Source organism: Devosia sp. A369, from assembly GCF_054489345.1.
The window spans coordinates 35,982-58,374 of the sequence record NZ_JBTMWV010000005.1; the positions used below are offsets into that span (position 1 = coordinate 35,982).

Annotated in this window: 24 protein-coding genes and 1 tRNA gene; 8 read left to right on the plus strand and 17 right to left on the minus strand. The window is 64.1% G+C overall.

Annotated elements, in window-relative coordinates; translation table 11 throughout:
- Positions 1-21 precede the first annotated feature (21 nt).
- Both ACX3OZ_RS08290 and ACX3OZ_RS08295 read right to left on the minus strand, forming a co-directional pair.
- On the minus strand, positions 22-669 hold the full coding sequence (locus ACX3OZ_RS08290; protein WP_459104259.1) for an MFS transporter: 648 nt from the start codon (positions 667-669) through the stop codon (positions 22-24).
- 29 nt (positions 670-698) lie between these two features.
- Positions 699-1,541: an MFS transporter gene (locus ACX3OZ_RS08295; protein ID WP_459104260.1), complete on the minus strand. Its 843-nt coding sequence runs from the start codon at positions 1,539-1,541 to the stop codon at positions 699-701.
- An 89-nt stretch (positions 1,542-1,630) separates the two neighbouring features.
- Between ACX3OZ_RS08295 and ACX3OZ_RS08300 the strand changes: the two genes are divergently transcribed.
- Positions 1,631-2,173 carry a TetR/AcrR family transcriptional regulator gene (locus tag ACX3OZ_RS08300; protein WP_459094241.1) on the plus strand — a complete coding sequence of 181 codons (543 nt, stop codon included), beginning with the start codon at positions 1,631-1,633 and terminating at the stop codon, positions 2,171-2,173.
- Here ACX3OZ_RS08300 and ACX3OZ_RS08305 read toward each other — a convergent pair.
- The gene (locus tag ACX3OZ_RS08305; RefSeq protein WP_459094242.1) at positions 2,166-3,029 is read right to left on the minus strand and encodes a glycosyltransferase family 2 protein; all 864 of its coding nucleotides are present in this window, start codon (positions 3,027-3,029) and stop codon (positions 2,166-2,168) included. The two genes, ACX3OZ_RS08300 and ACX3OZ_RS08305, sit on opposite strands and share 8 nt — an antisense overlap.
- 123 nt (positions 3,030-3,152) lie before the next feature.
- Between ACX3OZ_RS08305 and ACX3OZ_RS08310 the strand changes: the two genes are divergently transcribed.
- Positions 3,153-3,572: an Hsp20 family protein gene (locus ACX3OZ_RS08310; RefSeq protein WP_459094243.1), complete on the plus strand. Its 420-nt coding sequence runs from the start codon at positions 3,153-3,155 to the stop codon at positions 3,570-3,572.
- Between the two features lie 16 nt (positions 3,573-3,588).
- Positions 3,589-3,876, plus strand: a complete 288-nt coding sequence (locus ACX3OZ_RS08315) for a DUF1150 family protein (RefSeq protein ID WP_459094244.1) — start codon at positions 3,589-3,591, stop codon at positions 3,874-3,876.
- A gap of 210 nt (positions 3,877-4,086) precedes the next feature.
- On the opposite strand, the gene ACX3OZ_RS08320 is transcribed toward ACX3OZ_RS08315, so the two are convergent.
- The 9 genes from ACX3OZ_RS08320 to ACX3OZ_RS08360 all read right to left on the minus strand — a co-directional run bounded on the left by ACX3OZ_RS08320 (position 4,087) and on the right by ACX3OZ_RS08360 (position 10,592).
- Positions 4,087-4,554 (minus strand): PTS sugar transporter subunit IIA, encoded by a 468-nt coding sequence (locus ACX3OZ_RS08320; protein WP_459094245.1) that lies wholly within the window; start codon positions 4,552-4,554, stop codon positions 4,087-4,089.
- Between the two features lie 45 nt (positions 4,555-4,599).
- Positions 4,600-5,175 carry a ribosome hibernation promotion factor gene (locus tag ACX3OZ_RS08325; protein WP_459094246.1) on the minus strand — a complete coding sequence of 192 codons (576 nt, stop codon included), beginning with the start codon at positions 5,173-5,175 and terminating at the stop codon, positions 4,600-4,602.
- A gap of 241 nt (positions 5,176-5,416) precedes the next feature.
- Positions 5,417-6,925 carry an RNA polymerase factor sigma-54 gene (gene rpoN / locus ACX3OZ_RS08330; RefSeq protein ID WP_459094247.1) on the minus strand — a complete coding sequence of 503 codons (1,509 nt, stop codon included), beginning with the start codon at positions 6,923-6,925 and terminating at the stop codon, positions 5,417-5,419.
- A 297-nt stretch (positions 6,926-7,222) separates the two neighbouring features.
- The gene (lptB, locus tag ACX3OZ_RS08335) at positions 7,223-7,981 is read right to left on the minus strand and encodes an LPS export ABC transporter ATP-binding protein (protein WP_459094248.1); all 759 of its coding nucleotides are present in this window, start codon (positions 7,979-7,981) and stop codon (positions 7,223-7,225) included.
- Positions 7,978-8,430 carry an LptA/OstA family protein gene (locus tag ACX3OZ_RS08340; protein WP_459094249.1) on the minus strand — a complete coding sequence of 151 codons (453 nt, stop codon included), beginning with the start codon at positions 8,428-8,430 and terminating at the stop codon, positions 7,978-7,980. Before ACX3OZ_RS08340 ends, lptB begins: the two co-directional genes overlap by 4 nt.
- Positions 8,427-9,080: a hypothetical protein gene (locus tag ACX3OZ_RS08345; RefSeq protein WP_459094250.1), complete on the minus strand. Its 654-nt coding sequence runs from the start codon at positions 9,078-9,080 to the stop codon at positions 8,427-8,429. Before ACX3OZ_RS08345 ends, ACX3OZ_RS08340 begins: the two co-directional genes overlap by 4 nt.
- Before the next feature lie 9 nt (positions 9,081-9,089).
- Positions 9,090-9,713 carry a ribonuclease D gene (locus tag ACX3OZ_RS08350; protein ID WP_459104261.1) on the minus strand — a complete coding sequence of 208 codons (624 nt, stop codon included), beginning with the start codon at positions 9,711-9,713 and terminating at the stop codon, positions 9,090-9,092.
- 374 nt (positions 9,714-10,087) lie between these two features.
- Positions 10,088-10,172 (minus strand) — tRNA-Leu (locus ACX3OZ_RS08355).
- 57 nt (positions 10,173-10,229) lie between these two features.
- Positions 10,230-10,592: a GFA family protein gene (locus tag ACX3OZ_RS08360; protein ID WP_459104262.1), complete on the minus strand. Its 363-nt coding sequence runs from the start codon at positions 10,590-10,592 to the stop codon at positions 10,230-10,232.
- A 157-nt stretch (positions 10,593-10,749) separates the two neighbouring features.
- Between ACX3OZ_RS08360 and ACX3OZ_RS08365 the strand changes: the two genes are divergently transcribed.
- Together ACX3OZ_RS08365 and ACX3OZ_RS08370 are read left to right on the plus strand one after the other, a co-directional pair.
- Positions 10,750-11,736, plus strand: coding sequence for a complex I NDUFA9 subunit family protein (locus tag ACX3OZ_RS08365; RefSeq protein WP_459104263.1), 987 nt, complete (start codon positions 10,750-10,752; stop codon positions 11,734-11,736).
- A 283-nt stretch (positions 11,737-12,019) separates the two neighbouring features.
- A complete protein-coding gene (locus ACX3OZ_RS08370; RefSeq protein ID WP_459094259.1) occupies positions 12,020-12,751 on the plus strand; it encodes a PadR family transcriptional regulator in 732 nt (243 codons plus the stop codon).
- Between the two features lie 39 nt (positions 12,752-12,790).
- On the opposite strand, the gene ACX3OZ_RS08375 is transcribed toward ACX3OZ_RS08370, so the two are convergent.
- Entirely contained in the window at positions 12,791-13,192 is a 402-nt protein-coding gene (locus tag ACX3OZ_RS08375) for a DUF1761 domain-containing protein (protein WP_459104264.1), read from the minus strand.
- Between the two features lie 111 nt (positions 13,193-13,303).
- On the opposite strand from ACX3OZ_RS08375, the gene ACX3OZ_RS08380 reads away from it, so the two are divergent.
- From ACX3OZ_RS08380 to ACX3OZ_RS08390, 3 genes are all read left to right on the plus strand, one after another.
- Positions 13,304-16,228 (plus strand): FAD-binding and (Fe-S)-binding domain-containing protein, encoded by a 2,925-nt coding sequence (locus ACX3OZ_RS08380; RefSeq protein ID WP_459104265.1) that lies wholly within the window; start codon positions 13,304-13,306, stop codon positions 16,226-16,228.
- 229 nt (positions 16,229-16,457) lie between these two features.
- Positions 16,458-17,654, plus strand: coding sequence for a class I SAM-dependent RNA methyltransferase (locus tag ACX3OZ_RS08385; protein WP_459094262.1), 1,197 nt, complete (start codon positions 16,458-16,460; stop codon positions 17,652-17,654).
- 110 nt (positions 17,655-17,764) lie between these two features.
- Complete coding sequence (locus ACX3OZ_RS08390; RefSeq protein ID WP_459094263.1) at positions 17,765-18,163, plus strand: hypothetical protein; 399 nt, start codon at positions 17,765-17,767, stop codon at positions 18,161-18,163.
- A gap of 49 nt (positions 18,164-18,212) precedes the next feature.
- Here ACX3OZ_RS08390 and ACX3OZ_RS08395 read toward each other — a convergent pair whose 3' ends face one another.
- From ACX3OZ_RS08395 to ACX3OZ_RS08410, 4 genes are all read right to left on the minus strand, one after another.
- Entirely contained in the window at positions 18,213-19,037 is an 825-nt protein-coding gene (locus ACX3OZ_RS08395) for a sugar phosphate isomerase/epimerase family protein (RefSeq protein ID WP_459094264.1), read from the minus strand.
- Positions 19,034-20,203, minus strand: coding sequence for a dihydrodipicolinate synthase family protein (locus ACX3OZ_RS08400; RefSeq protein ID WP_459094265.1), 1,170 nt, complete (start codon positions 20,201-20,203; stop codon positions 19,034-19,036). The genes ACX3OZ_RS08395 and ACX3OZ_RS08400 overlap by 4 nt, the downstream gene beginning before the upstream one ends.
- Positions 20,204-20,368: 165 nt before the next feature.
- Positions 20,369-21,520 carry a Gfo/Idh/MocA family protein gene (locus tag ACX3OZ_RS08405; protein ID WP_459094266.1) on the minus strand — a complete coding sequence of 384 codons (1,152 nt, stop codon included), beginning with the start codon at positions 21,518-21,520 and terminating at the stop codon, positions 20,369-20,371.
- A 122-nt stretch (positions 21,521-21,642) separates the two neighbouring features.
- Complete coding sequence (locus ACX3OZ_RS08410) at positions 21,643-22,383, minus strand: sulfite exporter TauE/SafE family protein (protein WP_459094267.1); 741 nt, start codon at positions 22,381-22,383, stop codon at positions 21,643-21,645.
- Positions 22,384-22,393: the final 10 nt, after the last annotated feature.

The window sequence follows — 22,393 nt, forward strand, 5'->3', positions numbered from 1 at the left end:
GCGGCAAGGCAAGTCCGGACCTCAAGGCTGCGAGGCCAGTTCAGCCTCCGGTTCGCGGTAGTGGCGCAACGCCACCAGCACTACCACCGCCAGCACGGCAATCAGCGCCGCTGCACTCAGCAAGACCGTGCCGTGTGCCCCGGAAAAGGCCAGGCGCGCGGCGGTGGCCAGGGCTTCGCCTTCAGCGCCGCCCAATCGCTCGGCCGCCAGCATGGTCTCGCCGATGGAATCGCCGGCCCCAGCCGGCACCAAGGCCGCCAGCGCCGGTGGCATGACCATGCCGGCACCATAGCTGGCAGCCAGCAGGACGCCGAAAAAGGTGATGCCCAGGCCCGCGCCCAGCTCGAAGCCGGTACTTTCCAGCGACCCGGCGGCACCGGCCTTGTCGAGCGGGGCACTGCCCATGATGGCGATGGAGGAGGCGGTGAGCCCGATACTGAGCGACAGGCCGAGCAGCACCATGCAGAGCATGACGCCGGCACCGGGCGCGTGGAAGTCGGCAATGCCCAGCCCGGCCAGCGCCGCAGCGGCGACCGCCAGCGATGCCGTCGCCACCAGACGCAGTCCAACAAGGCTGGTGAGATAGCCTGCCAGCGGGCCGCCCACCGCCGAAGCGATGACCAGCGGCATCATGAACAGCCCGGCCTGCAGCGGGGAATGGCCGACCACGAATTGCAGCTCCTGGGCAATGGTCAGCTCTACCCCGCGAGCGAACCGGAGACCACCAGCGCAATCACCATGCCCATGGCAATGGCCGGGCGGGTGAACAGGCTCAGATCGAGCATCGGCGACGCCGACACCAGCTGCCGGCGGGCGAACCAGCCCAGCAGCCCCAGCCCGATGACCAGCAGCGCCCCCGTCATGAGCGGCGAATTATCGGCGCGGAAGCCGGTTTTGATCGCATAGACCGTGGTCAACAGCCCGGCGATCAGCACCAGCGCTTGCCCGATGGTCCAGTTGCCAGCGCGCGCCGGCCGGTTTTTGGGCAGGGTGGCAAAGGCCAGCGGCCACACCACCAGCATGATCGGCACATTGACCAGGAACACCGCGCCCCACCAGAATTGCTCCAGCAGCGCACCACCGGCCAGCGGGCCCATAGCGGCACCGGCGGCGCCGACCGTGCCCCATAGCCCCAGCGCCATGCCGCGTTCGCGGCTATCCACGAAGGTCTGGCGAATGATGGCCAGAATGTTCGGCATCACCATCGCCGCGCCGACGGCCAGCAGGGCGCGGGCGGCAATCAGCGCCATCGCGGTGGGGGCAAAGGCGGCGGCGGTCGAGGCGATGATGAAGACCACGAGGCCGGTCAGCAGCATACGACGGTGCCCGACCCGGTCGGCCAAAGTGCCCATCGGCACCAGCAGGCCAGCCATCACCAGCGGGTAGATATCGATGATCCACAAGATCTCGGTTCCGGTGGCGCCGAGGGCCAAAGTGAGCGAGGGCACCGCGATATGCAGAATGGTCATATCGACCACGATGGGGATGAAAGCCAGCATGACGGCGGTTAGAATCAACCAGCGATTGGTTGCGGTCGGCATCGAAAACCTCTTTGCGCAGCGCGCGAATTGCATTGTGATAGCGCGGGCTGCTACATATATCCGTCCAGACGGATTGAAAAGAGAAAATCATGGGTCGGCGTCAAACAATTGATCGTGGGGCATTGCTGGATGCGGCCGAGCGCGTGGTGCTGCGCGATGGCGCCAACGGCCTGACCATGGACGCCGTGGCCAGGGAGGCCGGGGTCAGCAAGGGCGGCGTGCTCTATGCCTTTACCACCAAGGATACGCTGATCGACGAAATGATGCGCCGGGTTACCGCGACCTATGACGCGCTGGTCGAGCAGTTTCTTGCCATCGCTGCCGACGGTCCCAAGGCGCATTTCGCCGCCCATGTCATGGCCAGCAGCCAGGAAGACGAGGCGGCCCAGGCGCGCGCCGTCGCCCTGATGGCCAGCTTCGTGCGCTCGCCCAATTTCCAGCAGGAAAGCCGGGCCTATTATCAATCACTGTTCGACCGGCTCGATCTGTCAGCCGAGGTGGGGCGCAAGGCGAGGCTGGCGCTGCTGGCGACCGAAGGGGCCTTCATGCTGCGCGGTTTTGGCTTTTATCCGTTCGGCGCTGAGGAATGGCGCGTCATCCACGAGGATATCATCGCCATCCTGCTCAGCTGAGCGCGGCGGGGCGGGTCGCGGCCACTGCCAGCATCGGCTCGAGGTGATCCTCGAACAGCAGGCCGGGTTTGGCCGCCAGCGCGGCGCCATAGCGGGCCTCGGCGTCGAGCGAAATGGTCAGGAAGGCGGCGACGCCGTCGGCCTCGGCGGCGGGCAGGCCGTAATGGCCACTTTGCAGCCGGCGCAGGATTTCGGTTTTGGAGGCGATCATGCCGGCGGCGACATTGGCGCCATTGCTCATCGAGCTGGAGCGCTTGACGTAATCATGCAGCGGCGTGCCCAGATGCAGCGAGGTCGGCGCGGTGCGATAGAGCTGCAGCAGGAATTCGAGGTCGGTCATATTGCTCATGGTCGGGTCGTAGCGGCCATCGGCACGGCGGCGATCCCAGACCAGCATCGAATCCATCGAGAGGCTCACCCATTTATGCGCGCCCGGCGTCAGCACGCGATCGGGGCCGGCTCCGACATGGCGCAGATGGGCAAAGCTGTCGGTCATCACGTCGAGCGCGGTGGTGACGATGCTGTGGTCGGCGAGGGCCGCGACGGCCAGTTCGAGCTTGCGGGGCTTCAACCGGTCATCGGCGTCGAGAATGGCGGCATAGGGGGCGGTGAGCTGCTCCAGCGCCACATTGCGGGTGTTGGACGCGCCGCGCCCGCTGCCGCCGCTGCTGAGGAAGCGAAAGCGCTTGTCGCGAATGCCCTGATCGGCCAGGAAGGCTTCATAATCGGCGCCGTCATCGGCGATCAGCCACCATTCCCAATGCGCATGGGTTTGCGCCAACACGCTTTGCACCGTGGCGACCAGTGTGTCCTGCGCCTTCCAGGCCGGGGTGATGATGGCGACGGTGCGATCCATAGGCTGTTCCTCCGGCGCTCTTGAATGGGACGCTGGCTTGTCCCATATCTCCGTCAGGCGCGCGATGCCAAGTTCTGAATGGGTCCGCGCTGATACGTTGCTTGATACTCAAGGACGGCGTGGATGTCGCGTATTTCGGTGTTTTCCGCTCCCTTTCTCCTCGGCTTCGATGGCTTCGAGGAGCGTGTCGACCGGCTGACCAAGTCTGCCGACGGCTACCCGCCCTATAATATCGAGCGCCGGATCGATGCCGAAGGCACCGAGCATTTTCTGGTGTCCATTGCCGTAGCCGGCTTTGGCGTCAGCGAGCTCGAAGTGCTGGCCGAAGACGGCCAGATCGTGGTGCGCGGCCGACAGAAGGATGAACCGGGACGGGAGTTCCTGCATCGCGGTATCGCGGCGCGACAATTCCAGCGGAGCTTCCTTCTGGCCGATGGCATGATCGTGAAGGATGCAACTCTTGGGCATGGTATGCTCGTTGTTGCAGTAGAGCGTCCCCGGACGCCCAAGATCGCCCGACGTATCGACATTCGCTCACTTTGAGGAAAGGGCCGACCAGATGTATGAGAAACGCAATGACGAGGCCGAGGCCGCTGCGCTGGTACACCCGCTGAAGCTGCTGACCCGCGCGCAGTTCGCTGCGCTGGGTGGCGATGCTGTCGCTTACGTACGGCCGGTGCGCGGTGCTGTCCTTTCGACCATGATCCACGATGCCGAGTTTGAGCCCGGCCTGGATTACCAGCTGGTGATGTCCGCCGATGGCACGCCGCTGCTGGTGACCGATACCGAGGATTCCGTGGCCGACTGGCTCGGCGACAAGAATTTGGGCCTGGCGACGCTGCATTAGGGGCTTCGCCCCGCGCAGTTTCGCTCCCCCACCCACGATGTCACCCCGGCGAAAGCCGGGGCCCATCCCCGGATCGTGTCGCGACCGCCATCTCAGGATGGGTCCCGGCTCAAGGCCGGGATGACGCGGTGGGTGTGGGGACATAGAGCAAACAAAAAAGACCCCCGGGCGAAAGCGCGGGGGTCTTGGTGTTTCTCGCGGCCAAAAAAATCAGGCGGCGTAGTGGGTTTCGTCTGACGCGGTGAACACGGCGCGCAGATGGGCCGGGTCATTGGCCTGGCGCAATTCGTCCACCACCGATTCCGTGCGCAGCAGTCGCGCCACGCGCGACAGCGCCTTGAGGTGATCGGCACCGGCGCCCGTGGGCGCCAGCAGCATGACCACGATATCGACGGGCTGGTCGTCCACCGCATCGAATTCGATGGGGTGATCCAGCCGCGCCACCAGCGCGGTCACTGTCTTTAGGCCAGCAATCTTGCCGTGCGGGATGGCAATGCCATTGCCCAGCCCGGTCGATCCCAGTTCTTCTCGGCTGGTGATCGCCTCCAGAATCTCGGCCGCAGGATGCCCGGTAAGCTCTGCTGCCCGTTCCGCAAGCTCTTCAAATAACTGGCGTTTCGTTTTCACGCCGGTACAGCAAAGTACCGCGCGCTCAACCAAAATATCGGCCAATTCCATAAATCTGCCCTGGGATTGATTACGCTAAATTGTGGCGTCCGGGCGTCAATTGGCCCCGAGGGCTGGGTCTATCCAGCCAATATTGCCATCGGAGCGGCGGTAGACCACATTCAGCCCGCCATGTCCAGCATGGCGGAACATCACGACCTGTCCAGCGGTCAGATCCAGCTCCATCACGGCCTCCTCAACGCTCATCTGGCGCAGGTTCTGCGTGGTCTCGGCAATCACCGGGGGCGCATAGTCGGCATCGAGTTCATCGAACTCGTCGCTGGCCCCAAGCACGGTGTAATTGGCGGTGAAGTCCTCACCGGCGCCATTGGCGCCACGCGGCCGCTGGCGCAGCTTGCGATTGTAGCGGCGCAGGCGCTTTTCAATGTTGATCGCCATGATCTCATAGGCGCTGGTGGGGTCGCCCCCCTGAGCGCTGGCCTGCAGGCTTGCCCCGGTATCGAGGTGAACGACGCAATCGGCTCGAAAGCCGATGCCATCGGGGCTGAGGGTGAGATGTCCGTTATAGCCGCCGTCAAAATATTTGCCGACCACGACCGCAAAATGGTCCTGCGCCTTGCCGCGCAGGGCATCGCCGACATCCATGTTCTTTCCCGAAACGCGCAAAGTCATGGCATCCTCTTCCTTCTGTCGTTTTGGTTCGACGAGGATCTCGAAAGCCGGGACCCGGTTTTCGGGATCACGTCTGCAGCCTAGCCTCATGATGTGGGTAGTCTGCGACCCCGATGCTAGCCCCGCCCGCCGTGCCGAACAATGCGCAACTCCCCCTGCTGCAGCGTTTATCCTTTGGACTTCGCCACATAATGGCCTTAGCCTTCGCCTGCGGATTTTCGGGGGCGGGTGATTTGCCCCGCTAGCCGATCTGCTCCAGATTTTTCTTCTGCCGCCGGCGCATCACCGATGAGGGAATATTCATTCCCTCCCGATACTTGGCCACGGTGCGGCGGGCCAATTCGATGCCCTGCTCCTGTTTCAGCATGGCGGCGATGGTGTCGTCGGACAGCACCGCGCTGATCACTTCGGCCTCGATGAGCTGGCGAATGCGGTGGCGCACCGCTTCGGCCGAATGCTCGCTGCCGCCGTCGCTGGAGGCGATGGCGGTGGTGAAAAAGTATTTCATCTCGAACAGACCGCGCGGCGTCGCCAGATATTTATTGGCGGTGACGCGGCTGACCGTCGATTCGTGCATGGCGATGGTTTCGGCCACCATTTTCAGCGTCATCGGCCGGAGATGGGCGATGCCATGGGTGAGAAAGCCATCCTGCTGGCGCGTGATTTCGGCAGCCACCTTGAGGATGGTCTGCGCCCGCTGATCCAGGCTCTTGGTGAGCCAGTTGGCGGTGGCGAGACAGTCGGACAGGAAGGATTTCTCCGCAGGATCGCGGGTCTTTTTGGTGACCGTGGCATAGTAGACCCGGTTGACCAGCACGCGGGGCAGGGTTTCGGCATTCAGCTCGATCTGCCAGCCGCCATCGGGGCCGCGCCGCACGAACACGTCGGGCACCACCGCTTCGACCGGGCCGCTATCGAAGGCCAGGCCCGGCTTGGGGTCGAGTTGGCGAATTTCGGCCAGCATGTCCATCAAATCTTCGCGATCGCAGCCGACTTCCCGCATCAGCCCGACCAGATCATGGCTGGCCAGCAGGCCGATATGCTCGAGCAGCTTGGCCATCATCGGATCGAGCCGGTCGCGCTCGCGCAATTGGATGGCGAGGCATTCCGGCACCGTGCGGGCAAACACCCCGACCGGATCGCAGCCCTGCAGCGCTTCGAGCACCGCCTCGATATCGGCGCGCTCGGCCCCCAGCAATTCGGCCAGCGCATCGAGATCACTGGTGAGATAGCCGGCCTCGTTGAGCCCATCGATCAGATGGCGGGCGATCAGCCGGTCGGCCGGCGTCCGCAGCAGCATGTTGGCCTGGTTTTCCAGATGCTCGCTGAGCAGCGGCCGCGAGGCGACGAACTGGTCGAGATCGGGAGCATCGCCGGACGCGTTGGCGCCATTGCGGTCGAGCCGGCTCTGCGGATTGAGCTGATCCTGCGCGCTCTGGTCGGGAAACACGTTGTCCACGGCGGTGTCGTAGCCATCGGCGATCGAATCGGCGTCCTGAATGCGTTCGCCGCGATCGACCGTGTCTTCATAGGCGTTGATTTCGGTGGAGCGCTCGGCTTCGACCGGCTCGGGCTCGCCGGGCTCGGCGCCGTCTTCGCGCTCCAGCAGGGGGTTGGCCAGCAGCTCGGCATCGACGAAGGCATTGAGTTCGAGATGGCTCAGCTGCAGCAGCCGAATCGACTGCATCAGCTGCGGCGTCAGGGTCAGGCTCTGGGTCTGACGGAATTCGAGACGCGGCGAAAGTGCCATTCAAACAAGACCCTTGGGGCAAAATCAGCAGTAATTCGGCCGGACCATGCCGCATATTTTTGGTCAGAGCAAGTTTTGTGCCAAGTGGTTGGGGGCTTGCGCATTCCAGGGTTTGCCGGGCGCTGAGGTGAGCGTACTTCCCTTCTCCCCTGAGGGGAGAAGGTGGCCCGCAGGGCCGGATGAGGGGTTCAGCATCGCGATTATGCTGTGAGGCCTTCACCCCTCACCCCTCACCCCTTCCCTCTCCCCTGAGGGGCGAGGGGGCGAAGGGGCCGACGCTTCACGGGTCGCCCGCTCCTAGAGTTCAAAGCCCTCGCCGAGATAGACGCGGCGGGCATCGGGGTCGGCGCTGATGGTTTCGGGGCGCCCCTGGATCATCACCTTGCCGCCATGGATGACATAGGCACGGTCGACCAGGCCCAGGGTTTCGCGCACCGCATGGTCGGTGATCAAGACGCCAATGCCGCGTTGGGTGAGCTGGCGCACCAGTCCCTTGACCTCGGCCACGGCGATGGGGTCGACGCCGGCAAAGGGCTCGTCGAGCAGCATGAAAATCGGGTCGGCGGCCAGCGCCCGGGCGATCTCGACGCGGCGGCGCTCGCCGCCCGACAAAGCCAGCGCATTGGCATTGGCCAGATGCTGGATGGAAAATTCCTCGAGCAGCGCATCGAGCCGCCGCTTGCGTTCGGCGCGGCCCTTCACGTGGTTTTCCAGCACCGCCAGAATATTGCCGCGCACCGACAGACCGCGAAAAATCGACGGCTCCTGCGGCAGATAGCCGATGCCGAGCTGGCCGCGCTGGAACAGCGGCAAATGGGTGATCGGCCTGCCATCAAGGCTGATGCTGCCTGCATTGGGTTTGACCAGCCCCATGATCATGGTGAAAACCGTGGTCTTGCCCGCGCCATTGGGGCCGAGCAGCCCGACCGCTTCGCCGCGCCGCACGGCGATGGAGACGTCGCGCACCACCACGCGCTTGCCAAAGCTCTTGGCCAGCCCATGGGCCACCAGCCAGCCGGTCTGGTCGATGCGCGGTGTGTTGCTTGCGTCGCTCATTGCGAGGTGAACACTCCGGTGACGCGCCCGCCGTCCTTGTTGGTGAAGGTGGAGACATTGGTATTGAGGTTCACCAGCAGCTCGCCGGCCTGGACGGTGCCGCCCGAATTGGTGACCAGCACATTGCCGGTGAGGCGCAGCATCTGGTCGCCCGGGGTGAACACTGCCTGCTCGCCGGTGGCGTCCTGATCCTTGGTGACCAGCCGCACCGTGCCGGTGGCGACAAAGCTTTCGATATCGCTGGTGCCGCCCTCGCCATACATGGCCACCACCTTGTCGGCCCAGACTTTGACCGTGGGATGCACCACCACGACATTGCCGGTGAACACCGCTTCCTGGGTGTTCTCGTCGACGGTGAACAGATCGGCGGTGATTTCCACCTTCTGCTGGGCCCAGGCGGGCTGCGCCAGCAGGGTCAAGGCGAAGGCCAGCAGCAGACGCTTGATCATGGTGATTCCATCTTGGTTGGCCGGGCTCCCGGCGTGTTGGGGAGGGTGACCGTGGCGCGGCTGAATGTCCAGACCAGCCCGACAGCATCATAAGTGATGCCTTCGGCGACAATATGGGTGCCATCGGCATAATCCACCGTCACCGGACCCTTGCCGACCAGCGCCTGGCTGGCATAGTCGAACACCGAATTGGCGACGACGCCGGTGGTGCCCAGCGAATTGCTGACCTGGGCCTCGCCCTCGACGGTGACCAACTGGTTGGTGGTATCGAGCACGGCCAGCGGCGCATCGACCTGCATGCTGACGCCATCGGGCCGCAGCATGGTCAGCGCCGCATCAATCAGCCCGATGCGGTCGGTGGCGCTGGTGGCGGCCTGCGCAGCGCTGGCCGAGACCCGATAGGCGGTGCCATTGCTCAGCACGCCGGCATATTCGGGCGCCTCGACGGTGACGCGTTCGGAGGTGACGCTGATCTGGCCGACGCCGAAACGGCTGCCCAGGCTCGACACATAGATCTGCAGCATCAGGGTGGCGAGCGCGATGACGCCCAGCACCGGCACGCCGATGCGCAAAATAGCGACGATCCGGTTGCGGCTTTGCAGCCCCCGGTAAATCGTCAGCCTTTGTGCGGCATCGCCATGCAGACTCATGGTCTCTCCTCAGCGGGCTAAGCTATGGGCAAAAATATCGGTTTCGGCCCAGCCGAGCAGATCGAGTTCGCAGCGCGTCTTGAGGAAGTCAAAGCAGGACTGCGCCAGCTCGGTGCGGCCTTCGCGCTTCAGCATGCGGTCGAGATGGCGCTTGAGGTCATGCAGATAGAGCACGTCGGCGGCGGCGTAATCGAGCTGGGCATCGCTCAGCTTGTCCTGGCCCCAATCCGAACTCTGCTGCTGCTTGCTCAGATCGACATTGAGCAGCTCGCGCACCAGATCCTTCAGCCCATGCCGGTCGGTATAGGTGCGCACCAGCTTGGATGCGATCTTGGTGCAATAGATCGGGCCGGTGACCACGCCGAAACGCTGCTTGAGCACGGCGACGTCGAAGCGCGCGTAATGGAAGATCTTGGTGACATTGGCGTCGCCGAGGAGTTTGACCAGATTGGGCGCCTCGGTGGCGTTTTGCGGGATCTGCACCACATCGGCGCTGCCATCGCCGGGCGACAGCTGGATGACGCAAAGCCGGTCGCGATGCGGGTCGAGGCCCATGGTTTCGGTATCGATCGCCACTTCGCGGCCATAACGGGAAAGGTCCGGCAGATCGCCGCGGTGCAGTCGGATGGCCATGAAATTTCTCTAAAATTGCGTTTGATCTCTGATGACACAGCAAAACGGCATTGGGAAGACGAGCGGGCGGGGGGCGCGCGGCGTGCATGCGGCGAGACTTGCCTCATGAAATTTTGGGCTGCTGAATTTTCAGTCGACGCCCTCCCCCTTGCGGGGAGGGATCAAGGGTGGGGGTGGGTTGGCCGCGATATCGGGGCTCTCGCACCCCCTCCCGGCTCGATCACGGAGTTAGCAAGCTAACTCCTATCTCGCTCTCCCTCCCCGCAAGGGGGAGGGTGGGGTCCGGTGGGTGGGGCCGAGGGAAGCCCACTCTAGAGTGGCCCTAAAACCAAAAACCCCGGCCGCGACTTGCGTCGGGGCCGGGGTTTAATAATTGGTGCCCAGAAGAAGACTCGAACTTCCACACCTTGCGGTACACGGACCTGAACCGTGCGCGTCTACCAATTCCGCCATCTGGGCAGGCGCGGCTTAACTAGGGGGCGCGCCGGACGATGTCAACACGGTTTCTGTTCGCAATCACCAGTTCGCCCCATCCCAGTGCTTTATCGTGCTGCTATCCACCGTTACGGCCGGCTCGAGACAGTTCACATTGATCATGACCAGCGCATTGCCCTTGCCGTCGCTGCCACGGGCGAATGATTCGATGCCGCAGGTTTTGCAGAACAGGTGATCGATCTTGTCGGTGTTGAAGTGATAGGCGGCGAGATTGTCTTCGCTGCTTTCAAGCACGAAAGCGCTGGCCGGCAGCGACTGCATCACCCAGCCCAGCCGGCGGCAGCGCGAGCAGTTGCAATCGCCCGGCGAGGCCAGGTCGGTGGTGGCGGAATAGCGCACGGCGCCACAATGGCATTGGCCGTGATAGGTCGTGGTTTCGGGCATGGGGCCAGACTCGGTTGGAGGTTATTGAACAAAACAAGAACGATTGTGCGGTGGAGTCAAGGTGATTCGCGCCGCTATCTGGGCGCAGCCCTCGACAGCGGCGGCGGCCATGGGCTAGAAGCGGGGACGAATTTTCGCCTGTTGCCGGAGCCCGCAAATGGATCGCTTTGAACCCAGACTCGTCACCATTTTCGGTGGTTCGGGCTTTGTGGGGACCCAGCTCGTGCAGCTGCTGGCCCAGAATGGCCATCGCATTCGCGTGGCGGTGCGGCGGCCGGACCTGGCCGGGCACACCAGAATGTATGGCAGCGTCGGCCAGGTGCAGCCGATCCAGGCCAATCTGCGCAATGCTGCCTCGGTGCGCCGCGCCGTTGCCGGCGCCGATATCGTCATCAATCTGGTGGGTGTCGGCCATAGCCGGGGCGCGCAGAGTTTTCAGGCCGTGCATGTCGATGGCGCAGCCAATGTCGCCGCTGCCGCGCGCGATGCGGGCGCTTCGACGCTGGTGCATATGTCGGCGCTGGGCGTCGATGTCGCCGCCGAGGTCAGCCGCTATGCCGCCAGCAAGCTGGCCGGCGAAGCCGCCGTGCTCGCCGCCTTCCCCAATGCCATCATCATGCGGCCCTCGATCCTGTTCGGTCAGGATGATGGCTTCTTCAACCTGATGGGCGCGCTGGCCCGCTTCTTCCCGGTGCTGCCGCTGATCGGCGGCAATACCCGCTTCCAGCCGGCCTATGTCACCGATGTGGCCGAAGCCTTCCTGCGGGCCGCCGAAGGCCGGGTCAAAACCGGGCGCATCTATGAGCTGGGCGGGCCGCAAGTGGCGACCCACCGCGAGCTGATCGAGCTGGTGCAGCGCGAAGCCGCGCGCAACCGGCCGCTGCTGCCGCTCTCTGCCGGCTTTGCCAAGCTGCTGGCGCTGCCCTTCGCCATCCTGCCGGGCAAGCCGCTGCTGACCGCCGATCAGGTCGAATTGCTCGGCGTCGACAATGTGGTGTCGGACGCGGCGATCAAGGACAAGCGCAGCTTTGCCGCGTTTGGCATTGTGCCGACGGCGATGGAGACCATTCTGCCGAGCTATCTCTACCGCTATCGCAAGGCCGGCCAGTTCGACCGCGACAACGCCCCGGCGCCGGTTCTTTAAGCGGTACTTTCCTCAATGTTATCCATGATCTCGATGTCATCCCGGCCTTGAGCCGGGATCCATCTTGAGATCTCAGGATGGGCCCCGGCTCAAGGCCGGGGTGACACCGTGGGTGGGGTCGCCCTCAAGCTCCCAACATAATCACGCCTTGCGGACCCGGTCCGTGGGCGTTTTGTTGCGGGCGCCTAGTGCGCGAAAACAATCGTAAGATATATCTTGAAATAGCCGCATGCGGCCCCGATCTTCCCTTGTAACGGAACTCAAGATATATCGGAGACCCATCATGGGAAGTTATTGGAACAAGGGCGAGCCCAATTGGCGCCGCATGGAAGCCATGGCCAGGCGCGGCTGGGGACGGTTTGCCGCCGGCGTCGAGGGCAGTGAGGGATTTGGCAATATGGGTGGCAATTTGCGCATCGGGCGGATGCTGGCTTCGGGCGATCTGCGGCTGGTGGCGCTGTATCTGATCGAGCAGCAGCCGCGTCATGGCTATGATCTGATCAAGGCGGTCGAGGAAAAATCGGCGGGCTTTTATACGCCCAGTCCCGGCATCGTCTATCCGGCGCTGACCTTTCTCGAAGAGGCCGGCTATGTCACCTCCGAGGCCGATGGCAACAAGAAGCTCTATACCATCACCGACGAGGGCAGGGCGCATCTGGCTGACAATCGCGAAGCCATCGAATCGACGCTGTCCTTCCTGGCCAAGGCCGGCGAGCAGATGGCCCGCTTCCGCGAATTCGCCAAGGCCGACTGGCCGTTCAACCGCGAATCGGGCCCCGGCGAACCGCCGCCCCATCGCGGCTTCGGCCCCGGCTGGGGCCCCAATCCCGAAGGCGCGGGCGACCGCGACCTCAAGGATGTGGTGCCCGAACTCAATGATGCACGGCGCGCCCTTAAGGCGGCGATCAAGAAGGCGCGGCGCGGCACTGAAGACCAGCAGCGCCACGCGGCGGAGATTCTCAAGCGCGCGGCCACCGAAATCGAGGCGCTGGGCGACGACGACGTCGATATCTGAAAGCTATGGGGGCGGCCGGCGACGGTCGCCCTTTTTGCGTTAGCGCCAGAGGCCCAGAATCAGCCCCATCACGGCAAAGCTGATGGTGAGATAGCCGCCATTGATCAGGAAATAGCTGAGTGGCCGGCGCTCGAACAGAGTGAGGATGCCGACGCTGAGCGTGGCCCAGCCGAGCCCCGCCGCGACGGCAGCGCCGATGGCAAAGCTCAATGTGGTGGTCGGCCCGGCGATGAAAAAGGCCAGATTGGCCGCCATCAGCAGCGACAGCACGAAGGCGGTGCCGAAGATCAGCGCCGGATTGCCCCGCGCCAGATCGGCTTCGCTCAGGCTGGCGGCGCGGCGCCAGGCCTTGTCGAACAGCAGCGGCGAATACCAGACGCCGCCGATCACGAACATCGATAATGCGGCGGCAATCACCGCCAGCCAGTTGATTTCGGGCATTGTCCTGCTCCCCGGCGCGGTGGCGCCATTGGTCTGGTGTCGAGCAAATCCCTGACCCGCTTCTTTGACAAGGGTCTTCGCAGCCGGCTGCTAACATGTTAGTGCAAGCAGATGCAGCAAGCTCCTCTTCTCGCCTCGATCCAGCCCGTCGTTCAAACCCCGGAGCGTCTCGCCGCCGGCGAGCGTGTGGCCGCGCTGTTGCGCGGTAAAGTCCGGGGGCAGATCTATACCGACCCGTTGATGACCTATGCCTGGAGCGGCGACGCCAGCTCCTACCGGCTGATTCCCGCCGTGGTGGTCTTCGTCAATTCCGAGGACGAGGTGCGCGCCGTGTTCATCGCGGCGCGGGCCGAAGGCCTGCCGGTGACGTTTCGCGCGGCAGGTACATCGCTGTCGGGGCAGGCGGTGACCGATGGGGTTTTGGCAGTGCTGGGCGATGGCTGGCGCAAGCTGGAAATTCACCCCGGCGCCGAGCAGATCACGCTGGGGCCGGCGATCATTGTCGCCCATGCCAATACGGCGTTGAAAAAGTTCAACAAGAAGATCGGGCCCGATCCGGCGAGCCAGGCCACCTGCAAGATCGGCGGCGTGGTCAATAATAATTCCAGCGGCATGTGCTGCGGCGTGGCGCAGAACACCTATCACACCATGGCGCGGCTGCGCATCGTGCTGACCGACGGCACCATGCTGGATTCGGGCGATCCGGAAAGCTGCGCGGCGTTTCGCGCCAGCCATGCCCACATGCTCGACGAGCTGCATCGCCTGCATCACGAAATCATGGCCGATGCCGAATTGGTGGCGCTGATCCGCCATAAATACCGCATCAAGAACACGGTCGGCTATTCGATCAATGCGCTGGTCGATTATCACGACCCGCTCGAAATCCTGATCCATCTGATGGTCGGCTCGGAAGGCACGCTCGGCTTCGTCTCCGAGGTGACCTACAACACCGTGCCCGAGCATCCGTTCAAGGCCACCGGGCTGGTGCCGTTTCCCGATCCGCAATCGGCCGGCCGCGCCATTATCGAAATGGCCAATGGCGGCGTGCAGGTGACGACGGGCATTACCGCCGCCGAATATATCGAGCGCCGGGCGCTGGCCACGGTGGAGCATCTGGCCCCAATGGCGCCGCTGCTGCCGTTTCTGACCGACAATTCGCCAGCGGTGCTGATCGACGTGACCGCGCCCGATGCGGCGACGCTCGAGGCTGAGGTCAACAAGGCCGTGGCCTTGCTGGCCCGGCATGGCGCCACCCAGATTGATCTTTCCACCGACGAGCATCGCAGCCATGAGCTGTGGGACATCCGCAAGGGGTTCTTTGCCTCGGCCGGTGCGACGCGGCCCAAGGGCAGCATCATGCTCACCGAGGACGTAGCGGCGCCGATCGAGCGGTTGGCCGATTTCGTCGTCGATCTGCGCGCCATGCTCGATGACCATGGCTATGAGGATGCAGTGATTTTCGGCCATGCGCTGGCCGGCAATCTGCATTTCCAGATGGGCGATGATTTTTCCCTGCCCGGTTCGGCGGAAAAATTCGACGCCTTTTCCCATGCGCTGTCCGACCTGGTGTCGGTGCGCTATGGCGGCTCGCTCAAGGCCGAGCATGGCACCGGGCGGGCTATTGCGCCGTTTGTCGAGGCCGAATGGGGCGCCAAGGCCTATGCCATCATGCGGCGCATCAAGGCGGCCTTCGATCCCGAAGGGCTGCTCAATCCCGGCGTGCTGCTCAATGATGACGACAAGATCCACGTCAAGCATCTCAAGCTGATGCCGCTGGCCGACGAGCTGGTCGATCTGTGTATTGAGTGCGGCTTTTGCGAGCCGGCCTGCCCCAGCCAGCACATGACGCTGTCGCCGCGCCAGCGCATCGCCGTGACCCGCGAACGCGAGCGGCTGCGCGCCAGTGGCGAAGACTCGGCGCGGCTCAAGCGCATGGATGATGATTTCCAATATGCCGGGCTCGATACCTGCGCGGCGTGCAATCTGTGCTCGCTGCGCTGCCCGGTGGGCATCGAAACCGGCACCATGATTATCGGCCAGCGCGCCCAGCGGCGCGGCGGCACGGCGCAGGCGGTGGCGGGCTTTGTCGCCGATCATCGCGGCAGTGTTGAGCATCTGATGCGCGGTGGCGTGGCTTTTGCCGATGCAGCACGAATGCTGGTGCCGGCGGGGGCGGTGGAAGCCATTACCGAGACGGCCCGGCGACTGACCGGCGATCGGGTGCCGCGCGTATCGCGGGCGTTAAACCATGGGCCGGGGGCGCCCAAAGCCCCGGTCGATTCGCGGCAGGACCCGCGCAAGACGGGGTTTCCGGTGCCGATTACCCAGAGCGGGCGGCCCTCCATCGTCTATTTCCCCAGCTGCGCCACCCGCATGTTTGGCGCCCCCAAGACCGAGCATGATCTGCTGGCTGTGCCCGAGGCGATGCTGGCGCTGTTGGCGCGGGCCGGGTTTGACGTTGTGATGCCCGAAAAGCTCAATGGGCAATGCTGTGGCCAGCCGTTCCAGTCAAAGGGCTTTCCCGAGCAGGCGGCCGAAGTCGGCGGCGCGCTGAACCGCGAGCTGTCGGCGCTGAGCGAGGCGGGGCGATTGTCGGTGGTGACCGATGCGTCGACCTGCGCCAAGCATTTGCGGGAATTTCCCGGTGATGCGCCGGTGCTCGATTCCAGCCAGTTTTTGCTGAGCCAGATCCTGCCGAAACTCACCATCACCAAGAAACTGGATGTGGTGGCGGTGCACCACAATTGCTCGGCGCAGCGGCTGGCCGAGCAGCCAATGACCGAGGCGATTGCGGCGGCCTGTGCCGAGCGGGTTGCGGTGCTGAGTTCGGTGACCTGCTGCGGTTATGCCGGCGACAAGGGGCTGTTTTTCCCCGAGCTGAATGCCCATGCCACGCGCTTTGCCAAAAACGATATCCCGGCGGGCTGTACGCTGGGCGTGTCGACGGTGAGCACCTGCGCGTCGGGCCTGAGCGAACATGCCGGGGTGCCGTTTGTCGGGCTGGCCAGCCTGCTGGAATGGGCGAGTCGGCCGTAACGCCGCTTTCCTTCTCCCCTTGCGGGAGAAGGTGCCCGAAGGGCGGATGAGGGGGCCTTTTCACCCACAGTATATGCGGAGAGAACCCCTCACCCTGAAAATCCGCTGAACGCGGATTTTCGGTCCCTCTCCCACAAGGGGCGAGGGGAAGAAAGGCCAGTAAATCGCGCCCGGTTGGCTTTGGGGCCGGGACCTTGTACTGAACCTCTTCAGCAAGCACCGGAAATCCATGACCATCACCACAACCATCACCAGCCTCGGCCATAAGGGCGAGGGTGTCGCCGAGATTGAGGGCCGCAAGGTCTTCGTGCCGCTGGCCTTGCCCGGCGAAACGGTGGTGATCACGGCCGCGGGTGATCGCGGCACGCTGGTGGAGGTGATCACCCCGGCGGAAAATCGCGTCGCGCCGTTCTGCCCGCATTACGGCATTTGTGGTGGCTGCCAGCTCCAGCATATGGATCGGGCCAGCTACGAAGCCTTCAAGATCGGGCTGGTGGAAACGCCGCTGCGCTTTGCCGGCATCGACACCAAGGTGTCGCGCTTCATTGATGCGGCGGGTGACGGCCGGCGGCGGGCGACGTTGCATGCGCGGCGCGAGGGCGCCGGCTATATGCGGCTGCGTAGTCATCAGGTGCACAATCTCGATGTTTGCCCGATTCTGGTGCCGGGTCTGGCCAAGGCTCCCGATATTGCCCGCGCGGTCATGCAGCTGGTGGGCGAGGCCGATGTGAGCTTTACCGCCACGGCGAGTGGGCTCGACGTGGCTATTCGCACCGAGAAAAAGCAGGCCCGCGCTGACCGCGTAGCGCCGCTGGTTGACCGTTTCCGGTTGGCGCGGCTGTCGCTGAATGGCGAAATGGTGCTGCAGATCCAGCCGCCGGTGCTCACTATGGGCCGCGCCCAGGTGGAATTGCCGATCAGCAGCTTTCTGCAGGCGACCGAAGCGGCGGAAAACGTGTTGGGCGACTATGTCGTCAATGCCGTGGGCAAGGCCAAAACCGTGGCCGACCTGTTTTGCGGCGTCGGCCCGTTCGCCCTGCGGCTGGCCGAGCAGCGGCCGGTGGCGGCGTTCGACAATGACAAGGCGGGTATTGCCGCGCTGGAAAAGGCCTGGCGCTTTACCCGCAATCTGCGCGAGGTGACGCCCAAGGCGCGCGATCTGTTCCGCGATCCGCTGACCCAGTTCGAACTGCCCTATGCGGCGGTGGTGCTCGATCCGCCCCGCGCCGGGGCCGAGGCGCAGGTGCGTGAATTGGCCTTGGCCAAGAAAATCGCCACCGTGGTGATGGTGGCCTGCGACCCCAGAACCTTTGCCCGCGATGCGGCGATTCTGATCGGCGGCGGCTACATTATGAGCGATCTGATCGCGGTGGATCAGTTCACCCAATCCACCCATATCGAGATGGCGGCCACCTTCCGGCGCTGATCACAGTTTGTCGCAGGAGCGCAACCCGGTCGGGTGAAGCTGCGTTGGGATACCGTCAATCAACAAATAGCTGCGCGGGGGCGGCGGTTGTTGCGAACGGAGATCACCATATGCACTTTGCTAAAACGACATTTGCCATCAGCCTCTTGGTCGCGGCGGCGCTGCCGTCATTCGCCCAGGAGGCCACACCCGCTGTCGACCCCAATGGCAGTTTTGTCGATTCCTTCGGCACCTCATTTAGCTTCACCCTGTGCGGGGAAACCGGCACCGATCTGTGCGGCGTGCTGACCAATCTGGAAGGCCAGTCGGCCACCGAGCAGAACCTGGCCTTTGTCGGCAAGCAGGTTATGCAGGCCACCCAGAGCGCGCCCAACCAGTGGAAAGGCGCGCTCAAGGCCGGCGGCATCAGCGCCGAGGCCACCGTGACCCAGGTTGGCCCGGACACTATCGAAATTCAGGGCTGCCGCGCGGCGATCCTGTGCCAGACGCTGGCCTATAACCGGGCTTAACAACGCAAAACCCCCGGGCGTGGCCCGGGGGTTTTTGAGTCTTGCTGGATCAGCAAACCGTAGCGACGCGTTCCTTGATCGTGGCCAGCACTTCGTCGCCGGGGCGTTTCCACCAGTTTTCGGTCGAGAAGATTTCCACTTCCTGCGGGCCGAAAAAGCCGGCGGTTTCGATCATCTTGCGGATGGCTGGCAGGTCGATGACGCCGTCGCCCATCATGCCGCGATCATTCAGCATGTCGCGGGTCGGCACCAGCCAGTCACAGATGTGATGCGCGAAAATGCGCTTCATGCGGCCGGCGCGGGCGATGGCGTTGGCCAGATTGGGATCCCACCAGACGTGATAGACGTCGATGGCGACGCCGACGGTTTCGCCCAGATTTTCGCAGATATCGAGCGCCTGATCGATGGTGTTCACGCAGGCGCGGTCGGCGGCATACATCGGGTGCAGCGGCTCGATGGCCAGCTTGACGCCCGAGGCGCGAGCGTGTGGCAGCATGGCGGCGATGCCGTCGCTGACCATCTGGCGCGCGCCGGCCAGGTCCTTGGACGAACCGGGCAGGCCGCCGACCACCAGCACCAGGCAGTCGGCATTGAGCGCGGCGGCTTCGTCGATGGCGCGCAAATTGTCATCGATCTGGGCCTGCCGTCCGGCCGCAGTTGCGGCGGGAAACATGCCGCCGCGGCAGACGCCGGAAACCTGCAGTCCATTGGCCTTGACCATGCGGGCGGCTTCATCGAGGCCGACGGCCGCGATCTGGTCGCGCCACGGCGAAATCGCCGTGATGCCGGCCTTCACACAGCCTTCCACGGCCTCCTTGAAGCCCCAGACCTGGCGGGTGGTGGCCAGGTTCAGCGAGATAGCGCGCGCGGTCATGCCGACACTCCGTTGACAGTGAGCACCGCCTGCATGCGCTTGACGGCAAGGTCGGGGTCGCCGAGCACGCGGGCCTGATCGGCGAGGCGGAACAGCTCGCTGAGATGCTGCACCGAGCGGGTCGATTGCTGGCCACCGACCATGGAAAAATGGTCCTGCAGCCCGTTGAGATAGGCGAGGAACACCACGCCGGTTTTGTAGAATCGGGTCGGCGCCGCGAAGATGTGGCGGCTCAGCGCCACGGTGGGGGCCAACAGGTCGAAGAACTCGTTATTATTGCCCTTGCCGAGCGCGGCGAGGCCCGCCGAAGCGGCCGGAGCGATGGCGTCGAAAATGCCGAGCAGGGCATGCGAATAGCCCTGGTCGTCGCCGGCGATGAGGTCGGCATAGTTGAAGTCGTCGCCGGTATACATCTTGACCGAGGCCGGCAGGCGGCGGCGCATGGCGATTTCTTTTTCCGCCGAGAGCAGCGAAATCTTGATGCCGTCGACCTTGTCTGCATGGGCGGCGATGACGTCGAGGCAGACATCCATGGCAGCGTCGTGATCGACCTGGCCCCAATAGCCGGCCAAAGCCGGATCGAACATTTCGCCGAGCCAATGCATGATCACCGGCTGCTTCACCTGGCTGAGAATGCGGCCATAGACCTTGGCGTAATCGTCGGGCGACTTGGCGGCGGCAGCCAGGGCGCGGCTGGCCATCAGGATGACGCGGCCGCCTTCACCTTCGACAAAGCCAACCTGCTCTTCATAGGCGGCGATGATCTGGTCGATGGTGACATCGGGACCGGCGGCAAGGTGGTCGGTGCCGGCGCCATAGGCGATCAGGCTATCGTCGCGGGTGCGGGCTTCGGCCTGGGCGCGGCGGATCAGCTCCTGCGCCTCGGCCCAGCCCAGACCCATGCCGCGCTGGGCGGTATCCATGGCTTCGGCAACGCCGAGACCGAGATCCCATAGCCGATGGCGGAATTTCAATGTGGTGTCCCAGTCGATGGCCGGGGTGAGCCAGGGATCATTATTGGCCAGCGGATCGGCGACGACATGGGCCGCGGCATAGGCGATACGGTTGAAGTCGGATGCCTTGTGGCGAACGAAGGGGATCGGCGTGCCGGTCAGCGTATAGCTGGATATCGACCGGTCGGGATTGGGCAGGCTGATGCTGGTCATGGAGAGCGTTTCCTCAACAAACTCGGTGTCATCCCCGCGAAAGCGGGGACCCATCCTGAGATAGTTTCACTATCGCTGAGCGCTGAAACATCTCGGGATGGGCCCCGGCTCAAGGCCGGGGTGACACCGTGGGTGGAATGACATCGCGGTCGGGGGGAGTGCCCCTCAGAATTCCAGCTTCGGCACGTCGAGCCAGCGGCGTTCGGCCCAGCTCTTGAGGCCGAGTTCGGCGAGCTGGACGCCCTTGGCGCCGGCTTCGAGGCCATATTCCCAGGGCGCGTCTTCAGCGACGTGGCGCAGGAACATTTCCCACTGCGCCTTGAAGCCGTTCTGGGCCGGCCAGTTGTCCGGCACTTCTTCCCAATCGCCAAAGAAGTCCATGGTCTGGGGCTGGTCGGGATTCCACACCGGCTTGGGGGTGTTGACGCGATGCTGGGTCCAGCATTTGTGCAGGCCCGCCACGGCGGAACCGTGGGTGCCGTCGACATGGAAGGTCACCAGATCGTCGCGGCGGACGCGGGTGGTCCAGCTCGAATTGATCTGGGCGATCACGCCGCCTTCGAGTTCAAACGTGGCATAGGCCGCGTCGTCGGTATCGGCCTTGTAGCTATTGCCCTGCTCGTCGACACGGGTCGGGATGTGGGTGGCGCCGAGGCAGGAGACCGCCTTGACCTCGCCAAAGAGGTTATCGAGCACGTAGCGCCAGTGGCACAGCATATCGAGGATGATACCGCCGCCATCCTTCTTGCGGTAGTTCCAGCTCGGGCGCTGCGCCGGCTGCCAGTCACCCTCGAACACCCAATAGCCAAACTCGCCGCGCACCGAGAGAATTTCGCCAAAGAAGCCGCTGTCGCGCAGCATTTTCAGCTTCATCAGGCCCGGCAGGAACAGCTTGTCCTGTACCACGCCATGCTTGAGGCCGGAGGCACGGGCGGTCTTGGCCAGTTCGACGGCGATGTCGAGCGAGTCGGAGGTCGGCTTTTCGCAATAGACATGCTTGCCGGCGGCCAGTGCCTTCTCGATCAGCCCGGCGCGCATCAGCGTGGTGCCGGCATCGAAGAACACGGTGTCATCGGGATTGGCCAGCGCCGCATCGAGATCGCTGCTCCAGCGCTTGATGTCGTGCTTCTTGGCCAGACGCTCGATCTTGTCGGCGTCGCGGCCGACGATGATCGGGTCGACGATCAGCCGATCGCCATTGGCGAGTGCGATGCCGCCCTGATCGCGGATCGCCAGGATCGAGCGCACCAGATGCTGATTATAGCCCATGCGTCCGGTGACGCCGTGCATGATGAGTCCGAGCCGTTGCTCCGCCATTGAATTCCTCCGAGCGATTTTGCGGTGTAACTGATTGGTTACTTAGCTACACGCGATGGCGGGGGGCCGTCAAGCGGGATCGCTATCGACGTTCGGAGGGGGCGTGAAAAGCGCCGCCTGCGCTAGACTCCGAGCAGCATTTTGACGCCGATGGCGCCGAGGAAAATCAGGATCATCCGATCGAAGGCCTGCCGGCTGAGCCGGCCACTGATCCACTGGCCCAGCGGCATGAACAGCAGGATGGGGATCATGGCCAGGAGGCCCTGCACCAGCCATTCCGGCCGCATCACTCCGGTGGCCCACAGCGCCGGCAGCTGCACCACCGAAAACACCAGGAACATCGCCGAGACGGTGAACACATGGGCTTCCCGGCCCAGCGCCATGGCGTGGATGAAGGTGACGCCAATGGGAGAGGAAATGCCGGTGGCGCCTTGCAAAATGCCACCACCCGTGCCGGCCAGCGGCCCCCAGCGCCGGGCGGCGGCGTCGCTGAGCGAAAAATGCGGGGTCAGCAGCCGCAGCGCCACATAGAGCAGCAGGATGATGCCCAAAGTGAGCACCAGCGCCCGTTCCGGCAGGGCGATCAGCGCCCAGGTGCCCAGCCCGACGCCGATGGCGCCGCAGATCAAAAACCACGGCATGAAGCCCAGCCGGGGCGAGCTGGCCTCGGCGCGAAACCGCCAGATCTGCCAGCCATTGGTGACGATCAGCGGGATGACCAGCAGGCCAACCGCATGCTGCAGCCCGAAAAACGAGGCCAGCACCGGCAGCGCGATCAGCGGCAGCCCCATGCCGGTGGCGCCCTTGACCACGGCGCCCAGGCCCAATGCCACCAGCATGATGATGGCCGACTGAAATTCCATATTCCGCCCC